12 protein-coding genes and 1 other annotated feature are annotated in these 14000 nt (G+C 54.5%); of the genes, 2 read left to right on the top strand and 10 right to left on the bottom strand.

Features of this window, described 5'->3' with window-relative positions:
* Nucleotides 1-177 precede the first annotated feature (177 nt).
* Complete coding sequence (locus N1249_RS00060) at nt 178-924, top strand: GntR family transcriptional regulator (RefSeq protein WP_182063095.1); 747 nt, start codon at nt 178-180, stop codon at nt 922-924.
* Here N1249_RS00060 and N1249_RS00055 read toward each other — a convergent pair.
* The 3 genes from N1249_RS00055 to ibpA form a co-directional block, all read right to left on the bottom strand.
* Nucleotides 892-2553: a putative transporter gene (locus tag N1249_RS00055; protein WP_259833577.1), complete on the bottom strand. Its 1662-nt coding sequence runs from the start codon at nt 2551-2553 to the stop codon at nt 892-894. The genes N1249_RS00060 and N1249_RS00055 overlap by 33 nt on opposite strands.
* A 623-nt stretch (nt 2554-3176) precedes the next feature.
* The gene (ibpB, locus tag N1249_RS00050) at nt 3177-3605 is read right to left on the bottom strand and encodes a small heat shock chaperone IbpB (protein ID WP_014068255.1); all 429 of its coding nucleotides are present in this window, start codon (nt 3603-3605) and stop codon (nt 3177-3179) included.
* A gap of 136 nt (nt 3606-3741) precedes the next feature.
* A complete protein-coding gene (gene ibpA, locus N1249_RS00045; protein WP_014068254.1) occupies nt 3742-4152 on the bottom strand; it encodes a small heat shock chaperone IbpA in 411 nt (136 codons plus the stop codon).
* Nucleotides 4146-4219 (bottom strand) — a sequence feature (ROSE (Repression Of Heat Shock gene Expression) occurs in the 5'-region of heat shock genes and acts as an RNA thermometer to modulate expression.). (Overlaps the previous gene by 7 nt.)
* A 246-nt stretch (nt 4220-4465) precedes the next feature.
* Here ibpA and N1249_RS00040 point away from each other — a divergent pair.
* The gene (locus N1249_RS00040) at nt 4466-4798 is read left to right on the top strand and encodes a YceK/YidQ family lipoprotein (RefSeq protein WP_014068253.1); all 333 of its coding nucleotides are present in this window, start codon (nt 4466-4468) and stop codon (nt 4796-4798) included.
* Nucleotides 4799-4800: 2 nt separating this feature from the next.
* On the opposite strand, the gene N1249_RS00035 is transcribed toward N1249_RS00040, so the two are convergent.
* The 7 genes from N1249_RS00035 to dnaA form a co-directional block, all read right to left on the bottom strand.
* A complete protein-coding gene (locus tag N1249_RS00035) occupies nt 4801-6024 on the bottom strand; it encodes a DUF3748 domain-containing protein (RefSeq protein WP_259833575.1) in 1224 nt (407 codons plus the stop codon).
* A 59-nt stretch (nt 6025-6083) separates the two neighbouring features.
* Nucleotides 6084-6893: a shikimate 5-dehydrogenase gene (locus N1249_RS00030; RefSeq protein WP_259833573.1), complete on the bottom strand. Its 810-nt coding sequence runs from the start codon at nt 6891-6893 to the stop codon at nt 6084-6086.
* A gap of 75 nt (nt 6894-6968) precedes the next feature.
* Nucleotides 6969-7781: a sugar-phosphatase gene (gene yidA / locus N1249_RS00025; RefSeq protein ID WP_014068250.1), complete on the bottom strand. Its 813-nt coding sequence runs from the start codon at nt 7779-7781 to the stop codon at nt 6969-6971.
* Between the two features lie 203 nt (nt 7782-7984).
* The gene (gyrB, locus tag N1249_RS00020; protein ID WP_259833572.1) at nt 7985-10396 is read right to left on the bottom strand and encodes a DNA topoisomerase (ATP-hydrolyzing) subunit B; all 2412 of its coding nucleotides are present in this window, start codon (nt 10394-10396) and stop codon (nt 7985-7987) included.
* A gap of 28 nt (nt 10397-10424) precedes the next feature.
* Nucleotides 10425-11498 (bottom strand): DNA replication/repair protein RecF, encoded by a 1074-nt coding sequence (recF, locus tag N1249_RS00015; protein WP_259833570.1) that lies wholly within the window; start codon nt 11496-11498, stop codon nt 10425-10427.
* Nucleotides 11498-12598, bottom strand: coding sequence for a DNA polymerase III subunit beta (gene dnaN, locus N1249_RS00010; RefSeq protein WP_014068247.1), 1101 nt, complete (start codon nt 12596-12598; stop codon nt 11498-11500). Before dnaN ends, recF begins: the two co-directional genes overlap by 1 nt.
* A gap of 4 nt (nt 12599-12602) precedes the next feature.
* A complete protein-coding gene (gene dnaA, locus N1249_RS00005) occupies nt 12603-14000 on the bottom strand; it encodes a chromosomal replication initiator protein DnaA (RefSeq protein ID WP_014068246.1) in 1398 nt (465 codons plus the stop codon).

The raw sequence follows: 14000 nt of genomic DNA, 5'->3' as shown, positions 1-14000 counted from the left end.
GTTTTTTGCTGGCCTGAAATGAGCATAAGAATTTACTGATGAGCGAACATGACGTGCCGCTGCGTTCCGTGATCGCATTCATGGTTTTAATTTGGTCACTCAGGTCTACTTTTGGTTGTAAATATGGACATCTTCACACTCAGCTCTCCCCCTTGATATGCACAGAGAGGTCTACAGGTGATCTACAAATCCATTGCCGACAGACTGCGGCTACGGCTGAATTCGTCAGATTACAATGTCGGTAGCCCGTTACCGGGTGAGAAAGCGCTGGCGCAGGAGTTTGGCGTCGCTCGAATGACCATCCGTAAAGCGCTCGATTTGCTGGTGAGCTGGGGGCTGGTTGAACGTCGTCACGGCAGTGGCACCTTTGTGGCGCGTAAAGACGTCCACCATGAAACCACGAACCTGACCGGGCTGGTGGAAGTGCTGCGTCAGCAGGGAAAAGAGGTGCAAAGTAAGGTGTTGCAGTTTGAGGTCATGCCTGCACCGCCTGCTATTGCCAGCCAGTTACGCATTCAGATTGATGAGCGGATCTACTTTTCGCGCCGGGTGCGCTATGTAGAAGGCAAGCCGCTGATGCTGGAAGACAGCTTTATGCCGGTGAAGCTGTTTCGCAACCTGTCGCTGGCGCATCTTGAAGGGTCGAAGTTTGATTACATCGAAAAGGAGTGTGGGATAACCATCAGCGGGAACTACGAGAGCCTGACGCCCGTTCTGGCAGACAAACAGCTGGCGCAGTACCTGAACCTGCCGGAACAAACGCCGCTGCTGCGTATTACTTCTCTCTCTTACAGCGACAGCGGCGAGTTCCTCAATTATTCCGTGATGTTCCGTAATACCAGCGATTACCAGGTGGACTACCATTTACGGCGCATCCACCCGGAAGAGTTACTAACTCATCCCCCAGAAAACCACCGCCAGTAGCTGCGGCGTAATGATGCGCAGGAACATCACCAGCGGATAAACCGTGGCATAAGAGAGCGCTGCCGCACCGCTGGTGGCGTGCAGGTTATTGGCAAAGGCGAGCGCGGGCGGGTCGGTCATGGAGCCCGCGAGCATCCCGCAGAGTGTCAGATAGTTCATTTTGGCGAACATCCGCGCCAGAATACCCATCGTCAGCAGCGGGATTGCGGTAATAAATATCCCGTAGCCTACCCAACTCATCCCTTCGCCCCTGACCAGGGTATCAACAAAATCACCGCCGGATTTCAGGCCGACAACCGCCAGAAACAGCACAATCCCCAGCTCGCGCAGCGCCAGGTTGGCGCTCGGCGGCATAAACCAGTACAGCTTACCGATACAGCCGATACGCCCGAGGATCAGCGCCATAATCAGCGGGCCGCCCGCCAGCCCCAGCTTGAGCGCCACCGGGAAGCCCGGCACATACAGTGGAATGGAGCCGAGCAGCACGCCCAGACCGATACCGATAAACACCGGCAGCATCTGCACCTGCTGCAATTTTTGCTGCGCGTTGCCGACCATATCCGCCACGGCATCTATTGACGAGGGGCGGCCAACCAGATTGAGGATGTCACCAAATTGCAGGCTGGCTTCCGGGCTGGCAACCAGTTCGACGCCCGCACGGTTAAGCCGCGAGATCACCACGTCATAACGCTCTTTTACCTGCAAATCGCGGATTTTCTTGCCCAGTACCTGCTCGTTAGTGACCACAACACGCTCAACGCGCATGTCGGTTCCGCGCGTGGAGAGCGAAGTATCCACCTCCTGACCAATCACCAGCCGCGCGTTATGCAGATCCCCCGGCTGCCCGACCAGGTGCAGTAAATCCCCCATCTGAATAATGGTGCCGGGCGATGGCACCATCAGCATGTCGTCGCGTTTAAGCCGTGAGCAGATGATGTTGACGCTGTTCAGGATCGGTACGTCCTGAATCGCCATTTTATCGAGGTTGGGGTTCTCAACCCGAATATTGATGGTTTTGATCAGCGCATGGCCGTTCGTCAGCGTGGATTCATGGTCCTGCGCCTCTTTCTCAACATTGATGCGAAACAGCACGCGCATCAGCCACATCGAGAGCAGGATGCCGCAAATACCGAACGGGTAAGCCATGGCATAGCTCATCCCCATCTGGTCAACAATGTCTGGCGAGATGCCCAGATCGCGCAGGATTTGCTGCCCGGCCCCCAGCGCGGGCGTGTTAGTGACCGCGCCGGAGAAAATGCCCAGCACCACGGGGAGTGGAATAGCAAAAAGTTTATGCAGAATAGCGGTGACCAGCCCGCCCATTACGACTATGCCAAGCGCGAACAGATTAAGCCGTAAGCCTGAAACACGAAGAGAAGCGAAGAAGCCCGGCCCAACCTGGATACCAATGGTATAGACAAAGAGGATCAGACCGAATTCCTGGATGAAGTGCAGCATCTCAGCGCTGAGCACAAGCCCAAGCTGGTCAGCAAAATGTCCGACAAAAATCCCGCCGAACAACACCCCGCCAATACCAAACCCGACGCCACGGATTTTAATATTGCCAATCCACAGGCCAACCACCGCGACCAGGGCCAACACGCTAACAGTTAACGCGATATCACTCATGATCCACTTCCTGTGCATAACCTTAGTTATAACAAGGATTCTCTCAGAGCCGGACGGGGTTGTATGGGCGATGGCGCACAAAAAAGCCGAAGGTAAAAGTAAAACGGTCACCCAAAGGTGACCGTTTTTTGTGTTTGCGCCCTCTCCCAGTGTGAGAGGGTTCCCCAGTAATTTTTGTCTTTTTTCTGCGATGATATTACGCCATTGAAATAAAAGACTTACCGCAGCTCCATGGTCCGGCTGAAAATCGCCGAAGTGTTTACGGAAGGCCGGGGCGACGCGCATGGATGCGCGGCGAGGGCGGCTTTACAGGGACGTTTCATCCGCCCGTCCCCGATTAGCCTGGAGCAAACGCTGAGGGCATCGCGAAGCGACGATTTTCTTGCCGGGAGCCCGGGTCGCCAGGGTAGCGGCGGTGAGCTACCCTGGCACGTTCACCGGTATTGTGGTGACAGAGTAGCAAGGAACATAAAGTGAACGGAATAACCACCACAGCCGTATGTTCCCCCTCACCCCAACCCTCTCCCCAAAAAGGAGAGGGGGCCGTACGTGCCCATATTTTTTCTGGGGAACCCTCAGCCCAGTGGGAGAGGGTCGGAGTGAGGGCATCAGCCCGCACAGAATCAGCTGTTTAACGCCGGGCGCTCGCTAATGGCGATACGCTGTGGTGCAATGGCGTCCGGCACGTTGCGGGTCAGGTCGATATGCAGCAACCCGTTAGTGAACGTGGCGCCAGAAACTTCCATATGGTCTGCCAGGGTAAAGCTCAGGCTAAACGGCTGAGTCACCAGCCCCTGATGCAACCATTTGGTTTCGGTCTCTTGTTTTTCCGGCGTCCCTTTTACGCTCAGGCGGGTGCCTTCAAGCTGGATATCCAGGTCTTCCTGGCGGAAGCCAGCCAGCGCCAGCGTGATGCGATAGTGGTTATCATCGCTCTTTTCAATGTTGTACGGCGGAAATGTCTGTTGCTCGGTGGTGCTTTGCAGGGCGTTAGCCAGTTTGTCAAAACCAATCCACTGACGCAGCAGGGGGGATAAATCGTAATTACGCATACTAAATCTCCTTCTGAGAAGCGAGTTCGGCACAGTTTAATTTTGTGCGCAGTTGTTCCTGCAAATCCTTATGGATTCGCATATGCTCCCGGTACGGCAAGCAATTCGGTTTGGGCCGCGAACGCGACCCGCTAAATCAGTTAATTTCGATACGGCGCGGTTTTTTCTCTTCTGGAATGATGCGTTCCAGTTCGACAAACAGCAGGCCGTTGACCAGGTTCGCGCCTTTAACGTGAATGTTCTCGGCTAACTGGAACTTGCGTTCAAAGTTGCGCTCGGCGATGCCCTGATACAGGTAGGTACGTTCTTTCTGCTCCGCCGTATGGGAACCTTTCACCAGCAGCAGGTTATCCTGGGCAGTGATCTCCAGTTCGTTCTCTGCAAAACCGGCGACGGCAATGGCGATGCGATAGTGGTTTTCATCCACCAGCTCAACATTGTATGGAGGGTAGCCGTTGCTCTGGCTTTGATTATTTTCTAAATGGTTAAACAGGCGGTCAAAACCAATGGCAGAACGGTATAACGGGGAAAGATCGAAGTTACGCATAAATAAAAGCTCCTGAAATCAGCGAGAATTTTTAGCCTTCCACCATGGACAGGCTGCTGTCCCCCCCAAATACCCATCAGGCGTATATGTTATCGGGGCACATTCTTAAAATGGGTCTGGAAAAGGGGATTTCAAGCCACAGATCGTGAGATTTTTTTGCACTTTGCTGGTACTTGCATAGACTGGGACTACAGCACAAAGGGTTAAATTGCGATGGCCGCCACAGAGCGGCGCTTTTCGACTATTCATTTCGAACATGGCCCGCTATAAACCCCATTGCAGGTTTGAGCCGTGCCATTAACGATGATTACAGATGATGAAAAATGTTCTGATTAAGCTGACAACGTTCAGCGGAGTGGTATTACTTTGCGGGTGTTCGAGCGTGATGTCTCACACTGGCGGTAAAGAAGGAACATACCCGGGTACGCGTGCGAGCGCCGCGATGATCTCGGATGACGACACGAACTGGGGCACTAAATCCCTGGTAATACTGGATATGCCGCTGACGGCAGTCGCCGATACGCTCCTGCTGCCGTGGGATATGTTGCGTACCGACAACTCCGTGCGTTCGCGCGTCGAGAAAAGCGAGCAGGAAAACCTGGCGACAAACTCCGTTATCCCGCCCGCGGCAATGCCCTCACACTGATATTACGCGGTTTCCGTGACCCAAATCTGACGGAAACCGGCTGTCTCTTCCATCCAGGCAACCCGATCCCCGTCCGGTGAAAACACGATGGCGTCCCCGGACGGCGGGTTGCCGTGATCGGACGTCAAAAACGTCACCTCTCCTGTGGCCGCATCGCACCGGGCTATCCTGTTTTCGAGTACAAATCCAAGCATGTTCCCGGATGGGTGCCAGTTAAACGCCGACTGAATATCGCTCGCGTTATGGGTTAGCTGTCGCGGCTCGCCGCCCTCAGGTGAGATAAGCCAGAGTTGCACAATGCCGTTATCGTCGCGCATCAGGAACGCGATTTGCGTTGCTTGCGGATTGCTGCGCACCCAGTGGCGCGGAACATTCACCAGCCCCGGGAACGCCTTTTGGTGGGTAAAGGTTAAACGGCGCTGCGCCACGCCCGCGGGTGGCGCTGGCATGGTATCCGGCGTTCCCTGTAATGGCGTATCGCCCGCACGTTTCCAGCCCTGCTCGTTCTTCGGTAAATCGACGATAAACAGTTCCGGTACTTTCTCGCCGAGGACAGACAGGGTATCGCCGATAAACGCCAGCCTGTCGTTACCTACCCAGCCCTCTTCATAGGCACGGTTGATGTCATCACTTCCCGGCACCGGCATGGGCGTGGTGCGGCTCACCAGTACGCTCCAGAACGTACCAGCATATTCACGCGGGTGAGCACCCTGTGGCGTTACCGGGCCATAGGGTACAGCCACTCCCACATTGCGTAAATCGAGCTTTGGATCGCGCTCGTGCAGGACATGGTCGTTGTAGGTAAAGCTCACGTACTGTCCGTCCGGGCTAAAGACGTGGACATGGCTGCCACCACGCAGTGCTCCTGCGGTATAGGGTGCGCTAATGTCCATTGCGTCGAGGTGGCTTACCTGTCCGTTGTGGGCAATCACGCCCTGACGATGGTGGAAATCATAATGCCAGCTGGCATCCGGGTTTTCCGGGCCGTGGATAAAGACATACTTATCTTCTGCGGGATGAACGGTCACCACCCCGACATGCGCGCCGTGGGTGGCGCGATAAATGACGTCAACTTCACCCGAGTTAACGTTCACCCGCTCAATGGTTTCACCAGTAAAAGAGGCACCAGAAGGACGCACATCGAAGACAAGCCAGCGGCTGTCAGGCGTCCAGGTATTGGTATTTGTCAGTTGATGATGGCGCGAAGCGAAGGTGATTTGTTTCATGTCGTTATCCGGGCAAAGGACCAGGCGACATAGTACCGCTTAACTCCGCGCGAAGACCATCACAGGCGAGAGAAAGCCGACGCCTCACGCATAAGCAGTTCATCCGGGCGAACGCCGGTATAGAGCGCAAATTGCTCGAGCGCCTGTAAGGCTATCACTTCAGCCCCGGTCACGACCGGTTTTCCGAGCTGTTTCGCCAGCCGGATAAGTGGCGTCTCGGAAGGAAATGCGACCACATCAAACACCCAGCGAGCCGTACTCACTGCCTCTTGTTCAAAGGCCAGGCTATTTTCTTCCGCACCGCCGCTCATGCCAATCGGGGTGACATTGACGAGGATATCAGCCTGCTGACCCGTCACATCCTGACACCACTGATAGCCATACTTTTCGGCGAGCGCCTGCCCCTGCTGCTGGTTGCGCGCCACGATGGTGACTCGGGTAAACCCGCTATCGCGAAATGCCGCAACAACTGCTTTCGCCATCCCGCCGCTGCCTTTCACAAAGACCGACATTTGCGTATCGTTAAAATTATCCTGAATGAGGTTTTTAACCGCAATGTAGTCCGTGTTGTAGGCCGTCAGATGCCCCTTATCGTTGACGATGGTATTCACTGAATCAATCGCCAGTACGGAATCGGACAAGGTATCAATAAACGGAATGCAGGTTTCTTTGAACGGCATCGAGACAGAACAACCGCGAATGCCCAGCGCTTTCACGCCTTTTACCGCGTGTTCGATGTCCGTTGTGCTGAAGGCTTTGTAGATAAAATCGAGGTCTAGCTTTTGATACAGGTAGTTATGAAAACGCGTGCCAATGTTACTGGGTCTTCCTGATAGAGAAATGCATAGTTGTGTGTCTTTATTTAACATCACCGCCTCCTGTTCATTTCCACCACAAGCCCTGTGACACCGTTCAGGCATCACAGGGAAATTACGCATCACATCTTAATTGAGGACAAATTTCTCGATTGCCCAGGCAACGCCGTCTTCCAGGTTGGATTTGGTGACAAAGTTGGCCACTTCTTTCACCGACGGGATCGCATTATCCATCGCGACACCCATACCAGCGTATTCAATCATTGCGATGTCATTTTCCTGATCGCCCAACGCCATGATCTCTTCAGGTTTGATGCCCAGCGCGTCGGCAAGCGATTTCACACCCGTGCCTTTATTGACGCGTTTATCGAGGATTTCGAGGAAGTACGGCGCACTTTTAAGCACGGTGTACTTCTCTTTTACGTCCGCCGGGATACGCGCAATGGCTTTGTCCAGGATTTCAGGTTCATCAATCATCATCACTTTCAGGAACTGGGTGTTCGGATCCATCTTCTCTGCTTCACAGAACACCAGCGGAATGGTGGCGACAAAGGATTCATGCACGGTGTAGTAACTGATATCGCGGTTCGCGGTATAGAGTGTGTTGCGATCGAGGGCGTGGAAATGGGAACCCACCTCGCGGGAGAGTTTTTCCAGGAACAGGTAATCGTCATAGTTCAGCGCAGTTTGCGCCACGGTGCTGCCGTCAGCCGCTTTTTGCACCAGAGCACCGTTGTACGTGATGCAATAATCACCCGGTTGATTCATATGCAATTCTTTCAGGTAGCTGTGTACACCGGCATAAGGACGGCCAGTGGTCAGTACCACGTTCACGCCTTTTTCGCGTGCAGCAGCAATCGCATTTTTAACGGCAGGAGAGATTGTGTGGTCTGGCAGCAACAGCGTGCCGTCCATGTCGATTGCAATGAGTTTGATGGCCATGAGATCCCCGGTTTGAATGAGTCTTGGCTCATGCTAACGCGATTCCGCTCAAAAAACAGTAACAGAGTCGGGGATAAAGGGGGATGGGGTTTAAAGGGGGGATTCCTCTTTTATACGCAAAGAAAAGCCCGGTGGCGCTACGCCTACCGGGCCTGGTCAACGTGTCGCCCCGGCAGGCGTAACGCCACCGGGGAACAAACGGCTTAAATGTCGATATTCGCCGCTTTCAGGGCGTTCTCTTCGATAAAGGCGCGACGTGGTTCAACCGCATCGCCCATCAGGGTGGTGAACAGCTGGTCAGCGGCAATGGCGTCCTTCACGGTCACACGCAACATGCGGCGGCTTTCAGGATCCATGGTGGTTTCCCACAGCTGATCAGGGTTCATTTCGCCCAGACCTTTATAACGCTGAATCGACAGACCACGACGGGACTCTTTCACCAGCCAGTCCAGCGCCTGCTCGAAGCTGGCAACCGGCTGACGGCGTTCGCCACGTTCGATGAACGCATCGTCTTCGATCAGGCCGCGCAGCTTCTCGCCGAGCGTGCAGATACGACGATATTCCGGGCCAGTCACAAACTCGTGCTCCAGCGGGTAGTCGGTATCAACGCCGTGGGTACGCACGCGAATAACCGGCTCGAACTGCTGTTCAGCGTTCTGCTGGATATCAAACTTCCACTGGCTACCGTGCTGCTCTTTCTCGTTCAGCTCGCTCACCAGGGTGTTTACCCAACGGGTAACGGTCTGTTCGTTGCTCAGGTCGGCTTCGGTCAGGGTTGGCTGATACACCAGCTCTTTCAGCAGTGCTTTCGGATAACGACGCTCCATACGACCGATCATTTTCTGGGTCGCGTTGAACTCGGACACCAGGCGCTCCAGCGGCTCGCCTGCCAGTGCTGGTGCGCTGGAGTTCGCGTGCAGCGTTGCACCATCAAGGGCGATCGCGATCTGGTACTGGTCCATCGCTTCGTCGTCTTTGATGTACTGTTCCTGTTTGCCTTTCTTCACTTTGTACAGCGGTGGCTGCGCAATGTAGACGTGGCCACGTTCAACGATTTCCGGCATCTGACGATAGAAGAAGGTCAACAGCAGCGTACGGATGTGCGAGCCGTCGACGTCCGCATCGGTCATGATGATGATGCTGTGATAACGCAGTTTGTCCGGGTTGTACTCGTCACGACCGATGCCGCAGCCCAGCGCGGTAATCAGCGTCGCCACTTCCTGAGAAGAGAGCATTTTGTCGAAGCGCGCTTTTTCTACGTTGAGGATCTTACCCTTCAACGGCAGAATCGCCTGGTTCTTACGGTTACGGCCCTGCTTCGCAGAACCGCCCGCAGAGTCCCCTTCCACAAGGTACAGTTCAGACAGCGCCGGGTCGCGTTCCTGGCAGTCAGCCAGTTTGCCTGGCAGGCCTGCTAAGTCCAGCGCGCCTTTACGACGGGTCATTTCACGGGCTTTACGCGCCGCTTCACGCGCACGTGCCGCGTCGATAATTTTGCCTACCACGATTTTCGCGTCAGACGGGTTTTCCAGCAGGTATTCGCTCAGCAGTTCGTTCATCTGCTGTTCAACCGCCGATTTCACCTCAGAAGAAACCAGTTTGTCTTTGGTCTGTGAGGAGAACTTCGGATCCGGCACCTTCACGGAGACAACAGCAATCAGGCCTTCACGGGCATCGTCACCGGTGGCGCTGACTTTCGCTTTTTTGCTGTAGCCTTCTTTGTCCATGTAGGCGTTCAGGGTACGGGTCATCGCTGCGCGGAAGCCCGCCAGGTGAGTACCGCCGTCACGCTGTGGAATGTTGTTGGTAAAGCAGTAGATGTTTTCCTGGAAACCATCGTTCCACTGCAACGCCACTTCTACGCCGATACCGTCTTTTTCAGTGGAGAAGTAGAAGATATTCGGGTGAATTGGCGTTTTGTTCTTGTTCAGATACTCAACGAACGCCTTGATACCGCCTTCGTAATGGAAGTGGTCTTCTTTGTTGTCACGTTTGTCGCGCAGGCGAATAGAAACGCCGGAGTTCAGGAACGACAGTTCACGCAGGCGTTTCGCCAGGATGTCGTATTCGAATTCGGTCACGTTGGTGAAGGTTTCGAGGCTCGGCCAGAAACGGACCATCGTACCGGTTTTATCGGTGTCGCCAGTGACGGCCAGCGGTGCCTGCGGCACGCCGTGGGTATACAGCTGACGGTGAACTTTACCTTCACGCTGGATAACCAGCTCCAGTTTCTGCGACAGGGCGTTAACCACAGATACACCTACGCCGTGCAGGCCGCCGGAAACTTTATAGGAGTTATCATCGAACTTACCGCCTGCGTGCAGGACGGTCATGATCACTTCCGCAGCGGATACGCCCTCTTCCGGGTGAATACCGGTCGGGATACCACGGCCATCATCGGTTACAGAGACAGAGTTGTCCGCATGGATAGTCACCACGATATCTTTACAGTGACCCGCGAGCGCTTCGTCGATAGCGTTATCCACAACCTCGAATACCATGTGGTGCAGACCGGTGCCGTCATCCGTATCGCCGATATACATACCCGGGCGCTTACGCACCGCATCCAGCCCTTTCAGGACTTTGATACTGGAGGAGTCATAAGAATTCGACATCAACGTTTCTCGCTCATTTAATCTTGGGTTAATCCGTTATTTTACCCTTTTCCACGGTAAACATCTTCGAATTTTCGTCCGACATGTCCATAACGTGTTCAGCGCTAATGGCGCTGACGAAAACCTGCGACTGCGTGGCTTTTAAGCGGCTGGCAAGCAGCCCGCGCCGCGCGTCATCAAGTTCCGAGGCAAAATCATCTATCAGATACAAGCAGCGTCGCCCGCTCTCGCGGGTTAAAAACTCCCCCTGCGCCAGACGTAGCGCGCACATCAGGAGCTTGAGCTGCCCGCGCGACAAGGTATCTTCGACCGGCGCACCGTCTGCACGAATGCGGAAATCCGCCTTGTGCGGGCCGTGTGCGGTGTAGGTCAACATGCGATCGCGCTCGAAGTTTCTCTCTAACACTTCCGCATAATCCGTCTCTTTCTCCCAGCCGCGCTGGAAGGAAAAGGTGAGAGAAAATTCAGGTAAAAACTGTTTGCAGGTATCCGCCATATCTTCGGCAATACCTGCGCTGTATTCGGCACGCCAGCGGCTGATTTGTTCCGCCAGCGGGATCAATTCCATATCCCACGGGCGCAGCTGTGCGTAACGCGTGACCTGGCGCAACGCGGCGTTACGCTGCTTGAGCAGGCGCTTCAGGTTGCTCCAGGCATTAAAGAAACCGGCTTCGTTGTGAAAGCATCCCCAGTCAAGGAACGCTCTTCTGTATTTGGGGCCGCCGTTGAGTAAAGTAAACCCCTCCGGCGTAATCAGCTGCATGGGCATTAACAGCGCCAGCTCGGCAACTTTATGGCCGTCGGTCCCGTCGATACGAACCTTGCTGTCACCCTGCTTGTCTTTGGTCAGGCCGATGGCGGTTTCCCGCTCCTCGCCCTGTAAACGCCCGTGCAGAACGAAGGACTCTTGTTCGTGGCGAATAACGCGGCTGATTTGCAAACTGCGAAACGCCCGGCCGTGGCCGAGCGTATAAATGGCTTCCAGCACGCTGGTTTTGCCGCTGCCGTTCGCGCCAACCAGGAAGTTAAAGCCAGGGGATAAAGCGAGATCCGCGCTTTCGATATTGCGAAAGTCGCGGATCAACAGACGGGTGAGCGACATTACAGTCTCATTGGCATGACAACATAGGCCGCGCTTTGGCTGGCTGCATCTTCAATCTGTACGCTCGAAACGGAGTCGGTCAGCAGAATGCGTACATTCTCGCATTTCAGTGCATTCAGCACATCCAGTACGTAGCTGACGTTAAAGCCGATTTCCATCTCGGTCCCGGCGTAGGTGACGTCCAGAATCTCTTCTGCTTCTTCCTGTTCCGGGTTGTTCGCGGTGATTTTGATCTGGTTTTCGCTCACATACAGGCGCACACCGCGGAATTTCTCGTTAGAGAGAATGGCCGCACGGGCAAAGGCCTGCTTGAGGATATCGCAACCCGCTTCCAGCGTTTTGTCCGGATTTTTCGGCAATACGCGACGATAGTCAGGGAAACGACCGTCAACCAGTTTGGATGTGAAGACGAAATCGCCGACATGGGCACGAATATTGTTACTGCCAATCTGCACGCGCAGCGGGGTTTCGCCGCCATCGAGCATACGCATCAGCTCAATCACGCCTTTACGCGGCACGATCACCGAATGGTTTGGCAGGGAATCGCCAATCGGCATCGAACAGACCGCCAGGCGGTGACCGTCGGTCGCGACTGTACGCAGCTCTTCACCTTCGGTTTCGAACAACATGCCGTTTAAGTAGTAACGCACATCCTGATGCGCCATCGAAAACTGAGTCGCTTCAATCAGACGCTTCATCGTCGCCTGCGGCAGGGTGAATTCAACTTCACTTTGCCAGTCGTCCAGGTTCGGGAAGTCTGCGGCAGGCAGCGTAGAGAGCGAAAAACGGCTGCGGCCAGAGCGTACCAGCATCCGGTCGCCTTCCAGCTGTACAGCGATTTCTGCCCCTTCCGGCAACCCGCGGCAGATATCAAAGAATTTACGTGCCGGAACAGTGGTCGCGCCCGCGTCGTGCGGCTGAGTCAGCGTAACGCGCGCGATCATTTCCATTTCCAGGTCTGTGCCAGTCAGCGACAGCGTACCATCCGCAACCTGAAGCAGCAGGTTTCCAAGAATAGGCAGCGTTGGGCGGCCACCTAATGGGCCACTCACCTGTTGCAGCGGTTTTAATAAATGTTCACGTTCAACGGTAAATTTCATAGCATCACGATGATAATGTTCTGATTAAATTGGAAAAATCTTCTTTTATGTCGTGGCTTTCTTCGCGTAACTGCTCAATCTTACGACAAGCGTGCAGCACGGTCGTATGGTCACGGCCACCAAACGCATCGCCGATCTCCGGCAGACTGTGGTTGGTTAACTCTTTTGCCAGAGCCATCGCCATCTGACGCGGACGCGCCACCGAGCGGGAACGACGTTTAGACAGCAAATCTGCCACTTTGATTTTGTAGTACTCAGCCACCGTCTTTTGAATATTGTCGATGGTGACTAATTTTTCCTGCAATGCCAGCAAATCGCGCAGCGCTTCACGCACGAAATCGATAGTGATCGCGCGACCGGTAAAGTTGGCATTGGCGATGACGCGGTTCAGTGCCCCTTCCAGCTCACGTACGTTGGAACGCAGACGCTTGGCAATGAAGAACGCCACTTCACCCGGCAGGCGAATGTCGTTCTCATCGGCTTTTTTCATCAGGATCGCAACGCGGGTTTCCAGCTCCGGTGGCTCGATCGCCACGGTCAGGCCCCAGCCGAAACGGGATTTCAGACGATCTTCAACACCGTTGATCTCTTTTGGATAGCGATCCGAGGTCAAAATGATCTGCTGATTACCTTCCAGCAGCGCATTAAAGGTGTGGAAAAACTCTTCCTGCGAGCGTTCTTTATTCGCAAAGAACTGAATGTCATCGATAAGCAATGCGTCAACGGAACGATAGTAGCGTTTAAACTCTTCGATCGCATTGTTCTGGAGGGCTTTCACCATGTCCTGAACGAAGCGTTCGGAGTGCATATACACCACTTTCGCATTCGGTTTACGCGCCATGATGCCGTTGCCGACAGCGTGCAAAAGGTGGGTTTTACCCAGGCCCGTGCCGCCATACAGGAACAGAGGGTTATACGCGCCGCCCGGGTTATCAGCAACCTGGCGGGCCGCAGCACGCGCCAGCTGGTTCGATTTACCTTCAACGAAGTTATCGAACGTATGCTTAACGTTGACGTTAGAACGGTAGGTTGGCTCTGCCGGAGCAGGAACGTTATCCCAGCCCGGACGCGCCGCAGGTGCAACACGGGGAGCAGGCGCTGGCGCCGCTTGTGCAGGTACCGCTACATTCACCGTTTCACGAACGGTTTGCGTGACTGGCTTCGTTCCCACTTCAAAGCGCAGTTGCGGAGCATCTGATCCGCAGAAATCATTTAACAGTCCGTTGATGTTATTGAGGTATTTGTCCCTTACCCAATCGAGCACAAAACGGTTTGGCGCATACAAAGCCAGCGTGTTATCGCTCAGTTCCGCCTGCAATGGGCGGATCCACATACTGAATTCTGTGGCTGGTAACTCATCCTGCAATCGGGCAAGACACTGCTGCCAAAGCGAAAGTGACAC

It is taken from the genome of Enterobacter sp. CP102, from assembly GCF_025152625.1.
Classification (GTDB): Bacteria; Pseudomonadota; Gammaproteobacteria; order Enterobacterales; family Enterobacteriaceae; genus Enterobacter; species Enterobacter soli.
The sequence above is the reverse complement of the archived record's forward strand: the minus strand, read 5'-3'. Positions and strand labels throughout refer to the sequence as shown.

Coding starts and splice junctions, on each gene's coding strand:
- N1249_RS00055 (WP_259833577.1), bottom strand. CDS start 2,553: ATGAGTGATATCGCGTTAACTGTTAGCGTGTTGGCCCTGGTCGCGGTG.
- ibpB (WP_014068255.1), bottom strand. CDS start 3,605: ATGCGTAATTACGATTTATCCCCCCTGCTGCGTCAGTGGATTGGTTTT.
- ibpA (WP_014068254.1), bottom strand. CDS start 4,152: ATGCGTAACTTCGATCTTTCCCCGTTATACCGTTCTGCCATTGGTTTT.
- N1249_RS00040 (WP_014068253.1), top strand. CDS start 4,466: ATGATGAAAAATGTTCTGATTAAGCTGACAACGTTCAGCGGAGTGGTA.
- N1249_RS00035 (WP_259833575.1), bottom strand. CDS start 6,024: ATGAAACAAATCACCTTCGCTTCGCGCCATCATCAACTGACAAATACC.
- N1249_RS00030 (WP_259833573.1), bottom strand. CDS start 6,893: ATGTTAAATAAAGACACACAACTATGCATTTCTCTATCAGGAAGACCC.
- yidA (WP_014068250.1), bottom strand. CDS start 7,781: ATGGCCATCAAACTCATTGCAATCGACATGGACGGCACGCTGTTGCTG.
- gyrB (WP_259833572.1), bottom strand. CDS start 10,396: ATGTCGAATTCTTATGACTCCTCCAGTATCAAAGTCCTGAAAGGGCTG.
- recF (WP_259833570.1), bottom strand. CDS start 11,498: ATGTCGCTCACCCGTCTGTTGATCCGCGACTTTCGCAATATCGAAAGC.
- dnaN (WP_014068247.1), bottom strand. CDS start 12,598: ATGAAATTTACCGTTGAACGTGAACATTTATTAAAACCGCTGCAACAG.